This window comes from Pseudomonas sp. NPDC007930 (genome assembly GCF_042958985.1).
Lineage (GTDB): Bacteria > Pseudomonadota > Gammaproteobacteria > Pseudomonadales > Pseudomonadaceae > Aquipseudomonas.
The window spans coordinates 1-13423 of the sequence record NZ_JBIBKC010000034.1; the positions used below are offsets into that span (position 1 = coordinate 1).

The 13423-nt window shown below is 66.4% G+C and carries 12 protein-coding genes and 1 pseudogene; 5 read left to right on the forward strand and 8 right to left on the reverse strand.

Annotation, left to right across the window (positions count from 1 at the left end; genetic code table 11):
* Nucleotides 1-87 precede the first annotated feature (87 nt).
* The 5 genes and pseudogenes from ACFZCE_RS26950 to glyA all read left to right on the forward strand — a co-directional run.
* Nucleotides 88-504, forward strand: a pseudogene (locus tag ACFZCE_RS26950) (benzoate/H(+) symporter BenE family transporter); the annotation flags it as partial.
* Nucleotides 501-1670: an FAD-dependent oxidoreductase gene (locus ACFZCE_RS26955; RefSeq protein ID WP_390943610.1), complete on the forward strand. Its 1170-nt coding sequence runs from the start codon at nt 501-503 to the stop codon at nt 1668-1670. The pseudogene ACFZCE_RS26950 and the gene ACFZCE_RS26955, both read left to right, overlap by 4 nt.
* Before the next feature lie 28 nt (nt 1671-1698).
* Nucleotides 1699-2109 (forward strand): Rid family detoxifying hydrolase, encoded by a 411-nt coding sequence (locus ACFZCE_RS26960; RefSeq protein WP_390943611.1) that lies wholly within the window; start codon nt 1699-1701, stop codon nt 2107-2109.
* A gap of 52 nt (nt 2110-2161) precedes the next feature.
* Nucleotides 2162-3385, forward strand: coding sequence for a pyridoxal-phosphate dependent enzyme (locus ACFZCE_RS26965; RefSeq protein WP_390943612.1), 1224 nt, complete (start codon nt 2162-2164; stop codon nt 3383-3385).
* Nucleotides 3386-3398: 13 nt separating this feature from the next.
* Nucleotides 3399-4631 (forward strand): serine hydroxymethyltransferase, encoded by a 1233-nt coding sequence (glyA, locus tag ACFZCE_RS26970; RefSeq protein WP_390943613.1) that lies wholly within the window; start codon nt 3399-3401, stop codon nt 4629-4631.
* Nucleotides 4632-4918: 287 nt separating this feature from the next.
* On the opposite strand, the gene ACFZCE_RS26975 is transcribed toward glyA, so the two are convergent.
* The 8 genes from ACFZCE_RS26975 to ACFZCE_RS27010 form a co-directional block, all read right to left on the reverse strand.
* A complete protein-coding gene (locus ACFZCE_RS26975; RefSeq protein ID WP_390943614.1) occupies nt 4919-5140 on the reverse strand; it encodes a hypothetical protein in 222 nt (73 codons plus the stop codon).
* Nucleotides 5141-5258: 118 nt separating this feature from the next.
* The gene (locus ACFZCE_RS26980; protein ID WP_390943615.1) at nt 5259-6266 is read right to left on the reverse strand and encodes a hypothetical protein; all 1008 of its coding nucleotides are present in this window, start codon (nt 6264-6266) and stop codon (nt 5259-5261) included.
* Between the two features lie 3 nt (nt 6267-6269).
* On the reverse strand, nt 6270-6515 hold the full coding sequence (locus ACFZCE_RS26985; RefSeq protein ID WP_390943616.1) for a phosphopantetheine-binding protein: 246 nt from the start codon (nt 6513-6515) through the stop codon (nt 6270-6272).
* The gene (locus tag ACFZCE_RS26990) at nt 6508-8427 is read right to left on the reverse strand and encodes an HAD-IIIC family phosphatase (protein ID WP_390943617.1); all 1920 of its coding nucleotides are present in this window, start codon (nt 8425-8427) and stop codon (nt 6508-6510) included. Before ACFZCE_RS26990 ends, ACFZCE_RS26985 begins: the two co-directional genes overlap by 8 nt.
* 18 nt (nt 8428-8445) lie before the next feature.
* Complete coding sequence (locus tag ACFZCE_RS26995; protein WP_390943618.1) at nt 8446-9993, reverse strand: MBOAT family O-acyltransferase; 1548 nt, start codon at nt 9991-9993, stop codon at nt 8446-8448.
* A gap of 371 nt (nt 9994-10364) precedes the next feature.
* On the reverse strand, nt 10365-10793 hold the full coding sequence (gene yjdN, locus ACFZCE_RS27000) for a VOC family metalloprotein YjdN (protein WP_390943619.1): 429 nt from the start codon (nt 10791-10793) through the stop codon (nt 10365-10367).
* Nucleotides 10794-11021: 228 nt separating this feature from the next.
* Nucleotides 11022-11786: a glucose 1-dehydrogenase gene (locus ACFZCE_RS27005; protein WP_390943620.1), complete on the reverse strand. Its 765-nt coding sequence runs from the start codon at nt 11784-11786 to the stop codon at nt 11022-11024.
* A 26-nt stretch (nt 11787-11812) separates the two neighbouring features.
* Nucleotides 11813-13027: a Bcr/CflA family multidrug efflux MFS transporter gene (locus ACFZCE_RS27010; protein ID WP_390943621.1), complete on the reverse strand. Its 1215-nt coding sequence runs from the start codon at nt 13025-13027 to the stop codon at nt 11813-11815.
* Between the last annotated feature and the right edge of the window lie 396 nt (nt 13028-13423).

A 13423-nucleotide genomic window follows, 5' to 3' on the forward strand; every position in this document is an offset into this window, starting at 1 on the left:
TTTTAATCAGGTCGGATCACCTTGGCTCGAATGCCGTGCGCCCCCTGTTTGCTGCGCGACAGCGCGGCGCCTTGGCGGCGGGGCGACTCCCACGGCTTCAACCTGGCGGCGATCACCGCGGCGATCTGCACCGGCCGCGAGGCCCATGAAGACAAAAGCAAACGCTACATCGCCGGGGTCGCCTGCGGGCTGTTCTACCTGCTGATGGGCACCTTCGGCGCCACCCTGGCCTCGGTGTTCTCGGCGCTGCCCAAGGAACTGATCGCCGCGCTGGCAGGGCTGGCGCTGTTTGGCGCCATCGCTGGCGGCCTAAGCGGCGCCATGGCCGATGACAAGCAACGCGAACCGGCACTGATCACCTTTCTGGTCACGGCCTCTGGGATGAGCTTCCTCGGTTTGGGCGCGGCGTTCTGGGGGCTGGTGTTCGGGCTGGTGGCGTACGCCGTATTGACCTGGAGCAGCCCCGCCAAGGCCGCGCCGGCACAGGAGGTGCGCCAGCCATGAGCGCAACCTATGACTTCGTGGTGATCGGTGGTGGCATCGGCGGCGTGGCCGCGGCGTATGAACTCAGCCAGCATGGGCGGGTGTGCCTGCTCGAACGCGAAAACGTGCTGGCCTACCACACCACCGGGCGCTCGGCGGCCATCTCGATGGAGAGCTACGGCAACCGGCACATCCGCGCCCTGACCTGCGCCTCACGGGCATTCTTCGAACAGCCGCCGGCGGGGCTGAGCGAAGTGCCCTTGTGCAGCCCGCGCGGCGCCCTGATCGTCGCCACGGCCGAGCGCGAAGCACAGTTGCGGCAACGTTTTGCCGTGGTCGCCGAACAGGTCCCCTCGGCGCGTTTGCTCGATCGCCAACAGGTGCTGGCCTGCGCCCCTTACCTCGCGGCGCAGCGCTGGGCGGCCGGCATTCATGAACCCAGCGCCTTCGACCTCGACGTCCACGCTATTCATGCCACGTTCCTCGCCGGCTTGCGCCGCAACGGCGGTGAGGTACGCCGCAACCAAGAGTTACTGGCCGGCCGCCGCAGCGCCGGCAGTTGGCAACTGACCACCTCCGAGGGCGCGTTGCGCGCCGCCGTAGTGGTCAATGCCGCGGGCAGTTGGGCCGATGAGTGCGCGCGCCGCTGCGATGTTCCGGGCATCGGCATGCAAGCGCTGCGGCGCACCGTGCTGAGCGTAGACCCCGGCTGCGACGTCCAGCACACGCCCTACTTGGGCACACTGGATGAGGACATCTTCATCAAGCCCGAGGGGGGCCGGCTGATCGTTTCGCCGTGCGATGAAACCCCCAGCGCGCCCTGCGATGCCGCCCCCGAAGAGCTGGACCTGGCGATCACCATGGAGCGCTTGGAGCAGGCTACCGCGCTACGCCCCACGCGCATTCTCAATCGCTGGGCGGGCTTGAGGAATTTCGTGGCCGACCGTACCCCAGTGCTGGGCAGCGATCCGCAGGCCGAGGGTTTTATCTGGTTCGCCGCGCTGGGTGGCTACGGCATCCAGACCGCACCCGCCGCCGCGCGCCTGTGCAGTGCCGCGGCACGCGGCGCGCAGGTGCCCGGCGACTTACAGCTTACCGGCCTGCAACTGGCCACCTTCAGCCCCCAGCGCTGCCGCGAAGGGCAACTGAGCACGCAACCGCTCAAACCGGTTGCACAACTTCACTGACCTCCACTCACTACAAGGAATGTACCGCATGAACAGCAAAGCCCAGATCAACAACACCCGCAGCCGAGAAATCATCTTCAGCGAAAACGCCCCATTGCCGTTGGGCACCTATTCCCAAGCGGTGCGCGCCGGCGAGACCATTTACCTGTCGGCGCAAACCCCCGTCGAACCGAAAAGCAACGACGTGCTGGCCACCGACTTCGAGGGGCAATTAGTGCAAACCCTCGACAACCTCAAGGCGATGGCCGAAGCCTGCGGTGGCAGCCTGGCCGACGTGGTGAAGGTCAATGCCTTCATCACCGACATCAACGAATTCCCCACCCTGAACCGGGTGATGGAACGTTACTTCAGCAAGCCCTACCCGGCCCGTACCACCTCCGGGGCCAGCGCGCTGGCACGCGGCACCCTGGTCGCAATCGACGCCATCATGGTGGTCTGAGCCACGCTGCCGGGCCGCCCGGCCCGGTCACCTTGCGCCTAGGGGGCACCGGATGCACACAACCTACTCGCTCAATTGCCTCACCTGCCAGGCCACCTATCGCCCCGGCAGCATCAGCTACTGTTGCCCAGCCTGCGGCGAACAGGGCGCCCTGGACACGCACTACGACTACCCTGCCCTGGCCACCCGGCTGGACCGCGATGCGCTCGCCGCGCGTGGGGCCGAGGGCATGTGGCGCTTCAGCCCTTTACTGCCGCAAGTGCGCGAAGCGTTTCGCCCCAGGCTGCTGGTGGGCAACACCCCGCTGTACCGGCACCAAGGGCTGGTCGAACACGAAAGCCACCTGACGGTATGGATCAAGGATGAGTCGCGCCAGCCCACCGGTTCACTAAAAGACCGTGCCAGCAGCCTGGCCGTAGGGCTGGCGCTGGAGGCCGGCGCCGAGGTGATCGCCGTGGCCAGTACTGGCAACGCAGCCTCCGCGCTGGCCGGCATGGCCGCCGACCGGCGCCTGCGTAGCGTCATTTACGTTCCACGCGCCACACCGCCAGCGAAACTGGCGCAAATGGTCGGGTTCGGTGCTGAAGTAAGGCTGGTCGACGGCGCTTACGATGAGGCGTTCGAACACTGCCGCCAGGCCTGTGATGAAAATGGTTGGTACAACCGCACCACTGGCATCAATTCGTACATGACCGAGGGCAAGAAAACCGTCGCGTTCGAGATTGCCGAACAGATGGGCTGGCAGTTACCGGAGCTGATATTCGTGCCGGTGGGCAACGGCTGCATCCTCGGGGCCGTGTACAAAGGCTTCTACGACCTCAAGCAGTTGGGCTGGATCGAACGCATACCGCGGTTGATCGGTGTGCAGGCGCAGGCCAGCAATTTCATGTACCGCGCCTGGCGCAGCGGCGGGCCGATAGACGCGGTTGCGCGGATACCGCCGGCAAGCCGCGCCAGCAGCATCAACGTTGCCTTCCCGCGCGACCGCCTCAAGGCGTTGCGGGCGGTGCGCGCCAGCGGCGGCGAATTCATCTGTGTCAGCGACACGCAAATCACCGACGCCGCGCGGGCACTGGCCGCGCGCACCGGGGTGCTAGCCGAGGCCGGTGCCGCGGCAACCTATGCCGGGCTGCTGCAATGGGCCGCCCAGCATCCCGCCAGTACCGGTAGCGCGCTGCTACTGATCACCGGCAGCGGGCTCAAAGACACCTCGCTATTCATCAGCGGCCACAGCACCGAGCACCGGGCTGGCGCCGCTTCTAGCCAACCTGCCTGACTGAGGAAACACCATGCACCCAGAACTCAACGACCCGGCGATTGCGCGCCTGATTGATCGCGAGCGGCATCGCCAGGAACAACACATCGAATTGATCGCCTCGGAAAACTACGTCAGCGAAGCCGTACTGATGGCCCAAGGCTCGGTGCTGACCAACAAATACGCCGAAGGCTACCCAGGGCGCCGTTATTACGGCGGCTGCCAAGTGGTCGATGACATCGAAAGCCTGGCCATCGAACGCGCCCGCGCGCTGTTCGGCGCAGAGTACGCCAACGTACAACCCCACTCCGGTTCGCAAGCCAACCAGGCGGTATTGTTGAGCGTGCTCAAGCCTGGCGACACGATCCTGGGCATGGCCCTGGCCGACGGAGGCCACCTGACCCACGGTAGCGCGGTGAATTTCTCCGGCAAGCTGTTCAATGCCGTGAGCTATGGGGTCAATGCCGCGGACGAACGCCTCGACTACGGGCAGGTCGAGCATTTAGCGCTGCGGCATAAGCCCAAGTTGATCATCGCCGGCGCCTCGGCTTACTCGCGGCGCATCGACTTTGCGCGGTTCCGGCAGATCTGCGACCAGGTAGGCGCCTACCTGATGGTCGACATGGCCCACTACGCCGGGTTGGTCGCCGCGGGCCTGTACCCATCGCCAGTGCCGTACGCTGACTTCGTCACCAGCACCACTCACAAAACCCTGCGCGGGCCACGCGGCGGCTTGATCCTTGCCCGCGAACAGCACGGGGCGGCGCTGGACAAAGCGATTTTCCCCAACCTGCAAGGCGGCCCGTTGATGCATGTGATCGCGGCCAAGGCGGTTGCCTTTCGCGAGGCCAGCGGGCCGGCGTTCGCCGCCTACCAGGGGCAGGTACTGGAAAACGCCGCGGTCATGGCCGCCACCCTGGAGCAACGAGGGCTACGCATTGTGAGCGGGGGCACCGATTGCCACATGTTCTTGGTCGACCTGCAGCCGCTGGGGCTCAACGGCCGCGAGGCGGAAGGGTTGCTCGAGAGTGCGAAAATCACCCTGAACAAGAACGCGATCCCCAACGACCCACTGGGCCCGATGATCACCAGCGGGATCCGGATTGGCAGCCCGGCGATTACCACGCGAGGCTTTCGCCAGGAACAGGCCGCGAGCCTCGCGCACCTGATCGCCGACTTGCTGCATGCACCGAACGACCCGGCAGTGCACGGTAAAGCGTGCCGGCAGGTTGAACGCCTGTGCGAGGCCTTTGCGGTGTACCGCTAGCGGCGCGGGCTACCACAGGTTCAGCGGTGCTTCAGGACCCATCGCCCGGCACAGCCGGAGTGCTGTTCACTTAAGCCATTTCGGGGCTTTGGAGAAGGGATGAATCTGTGAGCTCTGCTGATTTTGTGCATAAGCTTCAGGGCCCCTCGCCCGGCACAGCCGGCCTCCCACCAGATTTGTGTAAGTATTTGATTTACGCGGCAACACAGAACCCGTGGGAGGCCGTGGTCCGGCACTCCGGCTGTGCCGGGCGAAAGGCGTATAGCCTGCTTGCCCCCCCTCCCACATCACGCCCGCTGGCCCCGAGCCAAGGTTCTCACCAAGGCATCCAGGCTAGTGTTGCGCGCTGCGGCCTCATGGCGCAGCGCATCGATCACGAACACGTAGCGCAGGTCTTCAAGGCTCATCTGCTCGCGCTGCGCGTCTTCCCGGCTCAGCCGTAACAGTTGCTGGAGCAGGTCTGGCCGGGCCGCGAGGTGTACGCAACCTGCCAGAAATTCATCGTTCATCAAGGGTTCTCACAACACACACTCCTACGGCGATACCCGCGCGCAAGCCGCTTTGTCGCAGGGGGCTTGGCGGTGGTCCAGGAGTTGTAAAAATGCCGGCAGTATTCTGATCGCTCGATCAGTTTACAGGAGCCTCGGCAGGAATGGATCCAGCCACTGATCGGGGCGTTGGCGTGCCGAGGTGGCTGGCCAGCGCTTGCGAGAACACCTTGGCCGCGGCCCAGCGTAGATGAATCGCGTCGATAAAGGCCCCGGCGCCGTACCCATGGCCGGCGTCGGCATTCCAGAAGCGCGCGCCGGTCGCTGCCAGGGCCTGGCGCAGGTCGCGGTCGAACTGCGCGGCCAGGGTGTTGTGGGGGTCATAGGCGGTCTTCCACTGTGGGTGCAGCGGGGTCGCTACCACGGTGAACGCCCGGCCATCGCCCTTGAGCTGGGTGGCCAACTGGCGCAGCGCGGTAAAGCAGGCAGGGTCCAGCGGGTCGGCCTTGGCGTAGGTGAGGCCGCGGGAGTTCGGCGTATTCAGCGGGCCATCGCCGTAGCGGTCGAACACCAGCGGGTCGAACTCGATCAGGTCGGCGCGCTGGGCTTTTACGCTCAGGGCGTTGCGCAGCAACGACAGCGGCGAGAAGTAGCGCGCATAGGGCAGCCAGCGCGAGCCATTGCCATACACATAGGCATCGGCGTCCTGGCGGTTGAACACGGCCGTTGGTACCGCGCCGCAGCCGGCGAAATCCTGCGGGTCGACAATCATCAACACCTGCCGCACCGAAGGCTCGCGGCCCAGCAGCCAGCCGGCGACGTACACCGCCTGGTTGGCGCGCAGGCCGCAGAACGCGCCATTGAGCGGGCGGGTGCCGGGCAGTTGCGCGGCGACGGTTTCGCCGTCGAAATGCCGCCAGGCCACCGACGACCCCACCACCAGCAGGTTGGGCGCGGCCACCGGGTGGTTGCGCAGGAAGGCCAGCTTCTCATCGGCGCACAGGCTGTTGGCAAACGCCGGGGGCGGCAAATGCCCGGTGTGGTCCAGGGCCCACAGCGAAGTGGTGAACAGCACGAAGCTGCCGGCCAGGCCGGCAAGGACCGAAACCAGGTAGCGCGCCGCCATCGGCGCGGAGGCGGCGGGCATCGGTCACACCCCCGCGCTTTTGTGTTCGATCAGCGCGACGAACTGGCCCACGTCGCGCAGCGATTCCAGTTCGGCGGTGCGGAACTTGACCCCGAAACGTTGCTCGGCGGCAACGATCAACATCACGTGCATCTGGCTGTCCCAGCCGTCGACCTGGTCCGCGGTGGTCTGGGGGTTGAGCACCAGGGTGTCGTCGTCGAACAGCTCGCGGAACAGGCCGGTGAGTGCGTGCAGTACGGTCTCAGTCATGGCGGATCTCGATAAAGTGGCCAGTGCCCGGAGGGGCTGGCAGTGGGTAGCGCCAGAAGGTCGCCGCCGAGGCAGCGGCACTGGGCTGCTGGGTGAAGCCCAGCCGCGGGTAATGCTCGGCGACCATGGCGTTGCGTTCGGTGGGCCGGTACTCGCCAACCAGCGCGCGGTAGCCGGCCTCGCTGGCGCGGCGGGCAAGCACCTGCAGGGTGGCCTCTTCAACCTGCCGGCCGAGCACCCGGCAGCTCATCAGCCAGGTGTCGATCAACAACTCATCGCTCGCCAGGCTGGGGCATGGCCGGGCAAGCACCACGCTGATCAGCCCGTTGTCGCCGAATTTGTCTTGCAGCCGCAGGCTCAAGGCGATGGCGCCGGGGGTGCCGGCGATACGCGCGACCTCGGCTTCGTTGTAGCGCCGGGTGGTGAGGTTGAACTGGTTGGTTTTGTTGATCAGTTGGGTGCTGCGCGCCAGTTGCGCAGCGCCCAGGGTTTCGGCGCCGAGCACCATGCACAGCCCGCGCAGGTAGGCGGGCATGTCGGTGGCCTGCCCTTGCGCCGCGGCCCGCGCGCTGTTGGCGGCGTAGCTGTGGGCGCGGCCAGCGTCGTCGCGAGTGAACGCGATAGCCTCGAAATAGCCCGCCGCGGCAAGCGTGGTGGCGTAGTCGGCGGCGTCGTCGGGCAACTCTGGAACCGCCACCTGCGGCAGTTCACGGCGCACGATGTCGCGCTCGGCGGGGTTGTCGTCCACGAACACCAGGCTGTCCAGGCCGATGTTCAATTGCTCGGCGATGCGCCGCAGGTTGCTGGGTTTGTCTTCCCAGTTGGCGACGAAGGCGGCGATGTCAGCGCGCTTGAGGGCCATGTCCGGGTGCCCGAACGCCGCCTCGGCCACGCCTATATCGTTTTTGCTGCACACCGCCAGTATCACTCCGCGGCTGGCGAGCTGCGCCACATAGCGCTGGAAGGCCAGGAACGCCTCGCCGGTCGCGCTGCCCTGGCCTAGCTGGATACCGTTCACGCCGTCGTCGCCGACCACGCCGCCCCAGAGGGTGTTGTCGAGGTCGAGCACCAGGCATTTGCGCGAGCGCCCGACCACCGCGGCGGCGATGCGCGCCACCTGCTCGCCGTACAGCGGCGCCCACACCGGGCTGACCCATTGCTTGGCCTGGTGCCAGCGCACCGGGTTGGCCAGGCCATCGCCGAACTGCCCCTGGCTGGCGCCCCAGGCCAGGTCGAGCAGCAGCACCCCCTCTTCGCGGGCCGCCTGGCGGATGCCGTGGTTCAAACGCTCGAGCAGCGCGCGCGGCGAGCCGGGTACCAGGGCATCGTAGGCGCCAAACAACGACGGCTCAGCCGGCACCAGGGTTTGCTGGATCACCTGCGCGGCATACCGTTGCCGGGCCTGGCGCCACAAGCCGACCAGCTCATCGACGCGCGCCCGCACCGCCGCCGCGGCCTCGGCGTCGCTGGCCTGCAGCGGCAGCGCGGGTGGCGTGTCATGGGCGTCTAGCGCCAGCAGGATCACCTGCGGCGCGAAGGCCTGCAGCTCGGGGTTATCCGCCAGCAGCGCTTGGCGGTACAGGCCATAGGGCGCCAGGTACAGGGCAATGCCCACCCCGCGCGGCAACCCGGCCACGCGAATCGCCGGTAGCAGGTGGTCCATGGTATGCGACGACAACACCGCCAGGCGCAGCGGGGTAAGCCCCGGCACGGCCTGTTCACCTTCGCTGGCGAGCAAGCCCAGGCCCTGTTGGGCCAGGCGGTCGATGCGCAGCGTCAAGGTGAAATCGCGCCGATAACCGGCCAGGCTGCTGGCCAGGCGCAGCCGCGCCAGCGCCGCCGGTTGCAGCTTGGCCGCACTGATCGCGGCGCTGAGGTCAGGGTGTTGCGCAAGCCAGGCAAGCTGTTCCATCGCGGGCTCCTGCGGCAGTCAGAATTTGAAATAGAGAAACTCGGTAGGGGCCACCGAAAACGCGGTGCCCAGCGCAAAGAACCCCAGCACGCCGAGGGCCAGGCCCATCACCGGGTGCGGCCGCCAAGCGCTGAGGGGCAGCAGGCGCTGGCTCCAGTGCTGTGCCGGTTGGCTGTTCAGCGCGGTGTTGAAATGCCCCATCCACTGCTGCAGGTTCGGCAAACCCCAGACAAACCCCAACATGCAGGCAATCAGCGCCAGCGCATGTACCTGCGGCCAGTGCACAGCGAAGGGCAACTGGCTCAAGCCAGCCATGCCGGCCAACATGGCAAACGCCGCGTGCAGGCTGGCCGCGCGGAAAAACACCATCGCCACCACCACGCAGCCGAAGGTCAACAGCACCGCCGGCACCCAGTGCAGCAGCCGGTCGCTGTCCAGCGCCCACCCCTGCTTCACCTTCCAGGCGCGCCAACCATGGGCGGCCACCAGGTACGCGCCATGCAGCAGGCCGAAGGCAACAAACTGCCAGCCGGCGCCATGCCACACCCCGGAAATGAACAGCGTCAGCACCGTGGGGTAAGCCACTAGCATGCAAAAGGCGCCCAGGGGCATCCTGCCGCGGCGCGGCATCGGCTGCCCGGCGGCCATGCGCCGGCGAGTGATGCGCATCACAATGGGGTTGTAGATATACGCGGTGAGAAAGCGGGTCAGGGTCATGTGCCAGCGCGCCCAGTAGTCGATCACATTGCGCGCCTTGAACGGGCTGTTGAAGTTGGCCGGCAGGCGGATGCCGAACAGCAGAGCAAGGCCGATGGCCATGTCTGTGTAACCGGAAAAATCCAGGTAGATTTGCAAGGTGTAACTCAGCGCGCCGATCCAGGCGTCCTGGAGCGCCGGCACGGCGCCTTGGGCGGCGGTCATAAAGGCTGGCGCAGCGTTTTCCCCGAGCGGGTCGGCCAACAGTACTTTCTTGAACAAACCCGCCAAAAACAGGGTGAACCCCAGGGCCAGGTTCGCCAGCCGCGGGGTGAAGTTGTCCGCGCCGCGAAACTGCTCGAGCATTTCTTTGTGGTGGGTAATCGGCCCGGCGATCAAGTGCGGGAAGAACGTGATGAACAAGCAGTAGTTCAAGAAGCCATGTTCTTCGACGGCGCCGTCGTGGGCATCGACCAAGTAGGCGATTTGCTGGAAAGTAAAAAACGAGATCGCCAGCGGCAGTACAATATCGGGGATTGCCCAATGCCCCCCGAACAGCGGGGCCAGGTTACCCATTATAAAGCCGGTGTACTTGAAGTACCCCAGCAGCGCCAGGTTAACCATTACGCCCAGCACCAGCCCGGCCCGCGAGCGTTTACGCCGTAGATACCCCCCCAGCCCATAGTTGAAGGCGATGCTCGCCAGTAACAGCGGGAGGTTGGCCGGCGCCCACCAGCCGTAGAACACCAGCGAAGCCAAGGTCAACCACAGCGCGGCGGCGCGCGGGTGGCCGTGCCTGGCCAATAATAAAAACCCCAGTAACACCACCGGCAGAAAGCCAGCAATAAACACCGTTGAATTGAAGAGCATATACGCCCCGTTGGCTGTATGAACTAACAGCCTCGCTGAGAGAACGCTCCGGGCAAAATTCAGCGTCTGGAATGTGGAATCTTCCAATACAGAAGGGGCACGGCAAGGCAGTAAGGCGCAGTCCCGCTAGATCACTGGCTTTTTAGAATGGGCAGCACTCGCCGGCGGCGCAAGCGTATTCTCGTGCGGTGCGATGCCGGGCCGGAGGGCGTCAATAAAGTATCGATTGCAGTGGTTTTATTGGCCCGCTGGCACCGAGCGTTTCGGTAAACCATGGCCCGCGGCGTTAACGGCGCCATTTGCACGGCGCCGCCTGCGTGAGGGTTATATGCCGCCATCATTCAACCGTTGGGGTTGAGCGCCGGCTTCAGTTACGCCGCCTCCGGGCGTTTTTCAACGTTGACCATCCAATGCACCCCAAAGCGGTCGGTGAGCATGCCGAACCCCTGCGCCCAAAAGGTTTCGCCCCACGGCGCGCGCACCGTGCCGCCCTCGCTGAGGCCGTCGAACCAGGCTTTGCCCTGGGCGAGGTCGTCGGTGGCGATCGACAACGCATAGCCGGCATGGGCTTGCGGGTCGGCGCTGGGGTCGTCGCTCATCATCAGTTGGGTACCGCCCAGGGCCAGGTTGGCGTGCATGATGCCGTCCGCGGGCGGGTTGGCGCAGCCTTCGCTGGCCGCGCCCGGCGGCGCCTCGGCGAAGGTCATCTTGTACTGCACCGTGGCGCCGAGCACGGCGCAGTAGAAGTCCATGGCTTGCTGGCAGGTGCCGGCAAGGAACAGGTAGGGTTGCACGTTCATGGTAGGGCTCCCAGGCAGTGGCGGCGGCGAATGCACCGCCGTACTGCTGAGTTTAGGCGCTGGCCGGGCAGGCGTTGGGCCCCTCGCCCGGCGCAGCCGGAGTGCCGGACCACGGCCTCCCACCAGAGATTTATGTAAGTACCTGATTTAAGGGACAACACAGAACCCGTGGGAGGCCGGCTGTGCCGGGCGAGGGGCCAGTCAGGCCATGCGCATCAGCTTCAGGGCCTAACGCATGATGAAACCGCCATCCACCGAAATGGACTGCCCGGTCACGTAGGTGGAACGGTTGCTGCTCAGCCACAGCACGGCGTCGGCGATTTCTTCTGGCTTGCCATGGCGGCCCATGGGGATGGCCTGGGTCATGCCCGCCAGCGCGTCGCCCTGCCCCGCTGCAACCATTTGCTCGGCCATGGGCGTCCAGATCAGCCCTGGGCACACGGCGTTCACCCGGATGTTGCGCGCGGCGTATTCCAGCGCGGCGCTTTTGCTCAGGCCGATCACCCCATGCTTGGCGGCGTGATAGTTGCCGCGCTGCGCGCCACCGACCAGCCCGCCCAGCGACGAGCAGTTGACGATGGTGCCGCTGCCCTGGCCGCGCATGTGCTGCAGCTCGAACTTCATGCAGTTCCACACCCCGCGCAGGTTCACCGCCATCACCCGGTCGTAGTCTTCGGCGCTGGCGTCGGCGGTTTCAGCGAGCAGGTTCTGGATGCCGGCGTTATTGAAGGCGGCGTCCAGGCGGCCAAAGGCAGCCACGGTTTCCTTGACCGTCGCGTGCACCTGTTCGGTGTCGGCCACGTCGCAGCCCAGGCCGATGGCCTGGTAACCGGCCTCGATCAGGCCGGCGGCCACCGCGCGCGCGGCCTGGGCGTTGATATCGACCACCGCTACGCTGGCGCCCGCCTCGGCAAACGCGTTAACCGTGGCCAAGCCAATCCCCGACGCGCCGCCGGTGACCAGCGCGACCTGCCCTACAAATGAAAAACCCATGGTGCTGACCTCAACGATTTCAGTGTTCAAGGGTGGCGCGCGCGCAGTACCACCGCGCCCGCCAGCAGGCAGCACAGGCCGCACACGGCCAGCGCCGCGCCCATCGGCCATGGGCTGCCGTCGGCGAACACCGCGACTGCCGCCGAGCCGAGGATGCCGGCGCCGTACTGCAGCGCGCCGGCCAGCGCCGACGCCGTGCCGGCGATGTGTGGCGCGCAGTTCAGCGCGCCGCTGATGGCATTGGCCAGGACCATGCCGGTGGCCGAGACGAACAGAAAGCACCCGCCGATCAGCAGCGCCAGCCCGCCCGCGCCGCCCCAACTGGCAAAGGCTACGAGCGCGCCGGCCAGTGCCGCGAGCAACCCGCCGGCGGCCAACAGGCGGTCGCTGCCATAGCGGCCAACCAGCCGCGCGTTGATCTGGTTGGTGAGCATCATGCCGGCGATGCCGGCGCCGAACAGCAGCCCGTAGCCCTGCGGGCTGACGTGGTACCAGCCGATGTAGGCAAAGGGCGAGCCCGCGATATAGGCAAAGGTGCCAGCATAGAAAAACCCGCCCGCGGCCACGTACGCCATGAACCGTGGGTGGCGCGCCAACGCGGCATAACGGCCCAGCACCGCCCTGGGCGAGGCCGGCGCGCGGCGTTCGGCCGGCAGGGTTTCCGGCAGCCAGCGCAGGCTGGCGAGGGTCCCCAGGCCGACCAGCACCAACACCCAGAACACCGCGTGCCAGCCCTGCCACTGCAGCAGCTGCCCGCCGAGGGTGGGCCCGGCCAGCGGCGCCACGGCCATGATGGTCATCAGCGTGGCCATCTTTTGCGCGGCCTGGTCGCCGGCGTACACATCGCGCACCATGGCCCGGGCCAATACCACGCTGGCGCAGGCCCCCAGCGCCTGCACCACGCGCCAGGCAATCATCTGCGCGCCGCTGGCGGCCAGGGCGCAGCCGGCCGAGCCGATCACGAACAACAACAAGCCACAGGCCACCGGCAGGCGCCGGCCAAAGCGGTCACTCAGCGGCCCCCAGAACAACTGCCCGAGGCTGAAGCCCGCCAGGTAGCCGCTGATGGTCAGCGCCAGGGTGCCGCCATCGGCGTGCAGGGCGGCGGCCATGGCCGGCATCGCCGGCAGGTACAGGTCGGTGGAGATCGACGCGAACGCCAGCAAGGCGCTGAGGATCAGCAACACGCGCAGGCCCTCGGCCTTGCTGTTGGCGGCCACGCTGCCTGGGCGCGCCAGCATCGCCCCGCCTGAATCCTGTTGCCCCGCCATCGCCACCGCTCCCGTTGGTTTACCGGGCCTTACCCTACGCAAGCCGGCCCTTGATGAGTACCGGGCGCACACGGGATAAGCCAGTGAGCGGCGCTCATCAATCTCGGCTGTGCCGTAATGCTGTTCACTTCAGCAATTCGAGCGCTTCATGGGGAGGATCAATCTGTGAGCTCCGCTGATTTTGTGCATGAGCTTCAGGGCCTATCGCCCGGCACAGCCGGCCTCCCACGGGTTTGTGTTGTCTCGTAAATCGAGTACTTACACAGACCTAGTGGGAGTCGCCCCGCCGCCAAGGCGCCGCGCTGTCGCGCAGCAAACAGGGGGCGCACGGCATTCGAGCCAAGGTGATCCGACCTGATTAAAAGC

What these genes read in the sequence shown, in the direction of transcription:
- ACFZCE_RS26955 (WP_390943610.1), top strand. Translation starts at nt 501, where the DNA reads ATGAGCGCAACCTATGACTTCGTGGTGATCGGTGGTGGCATCGGCGGC.
- ACFZCE_RS26960 (WP_390943611.1), top strand. Translation starts at nt 1,699, where the DNA reads ATGAACAGCAAAGCCCAGATCAACAACACCCGCAGCCGAGAAATCATC.
- ACFZCE_RS26965 (WP_390943612.1), top strand. Translation starts at nt 2,162, where the DNA reads ATGCACACAACCTACTCGCTCAATTGCCTCACCTGCCAGGCCACCTAT.
- glyA (WP_390943613.1), top strand. Translation starts at nt 3,399, where the DNA reads ATGCACCCAGAACTCAACGACCCGGCGATTGCGCGCCTGATTGATCGC.
- ACFZCE_RS26975 (WP_390943614.1), bottom strand. Translation starts at nt 5,140, where the DNA reads ATGAACGATGAATTTCTGGCAGGTTGCGTACACCTCGCGGCCCGGCCA.
- ACFZCE_RS26980 (WP_390943615.1), bottom strand. Translation starts at nt 6,266, where the DNA reads ATGCCCGCCGCCTCCGCGCCGATGGCGGCGCGCTACCTGGTTTCGGTC.
- ACFZCE_RS26985 (WP_390943616.1), bottom strand. Translation starts at nt 6,515, where the DNA reads ATGACTGAGACCGTACTGCACGCACTCACCGGCCTGTTCCGCGAGCTG.
- ACFZCE_RS26990 (WP_390943617.1), bottom strand. Translation starts at nt 8,427, where the DNA reads ATGGAACAGCTTGCCTGGCTTGCGCAACACCCTGACCTCAGCGCCGCG.
- ACFZCE_RS26995 (WP_390943618.1), bottom strand. Translation starts at nt 9,993, where the DNA reads ATGCTCTTCAATTCAACGGTGTTTATTGCTGGCTTTCTGCCGGTGGTG.
- yjdN (WP_390943619.1), bottom strand. Translation starts at nt 10,793, where the DNA reads ATGAACGTGCAACCCTACCTGTTCCTTGCCGGCACCTGCCAGCAAGCC.
- ACFZCE_RS27005 (WP_390943620.1), bottom strand. Translation starts at nt 11,786, where the DNA reads ATGGGTTTTTCATTTGTAGGGCAGGTCGCGCTGGTCACCGGCGGCGCG.
- ACFZCE_RS27010 (WP_390943621.1), bottom strand. Translation starts at nt 13,027, where the DNA reads ATGCTGGCGCGCCCAGGCAGCGTGGCCGCCAACAGCAAGGCCGAGGGC.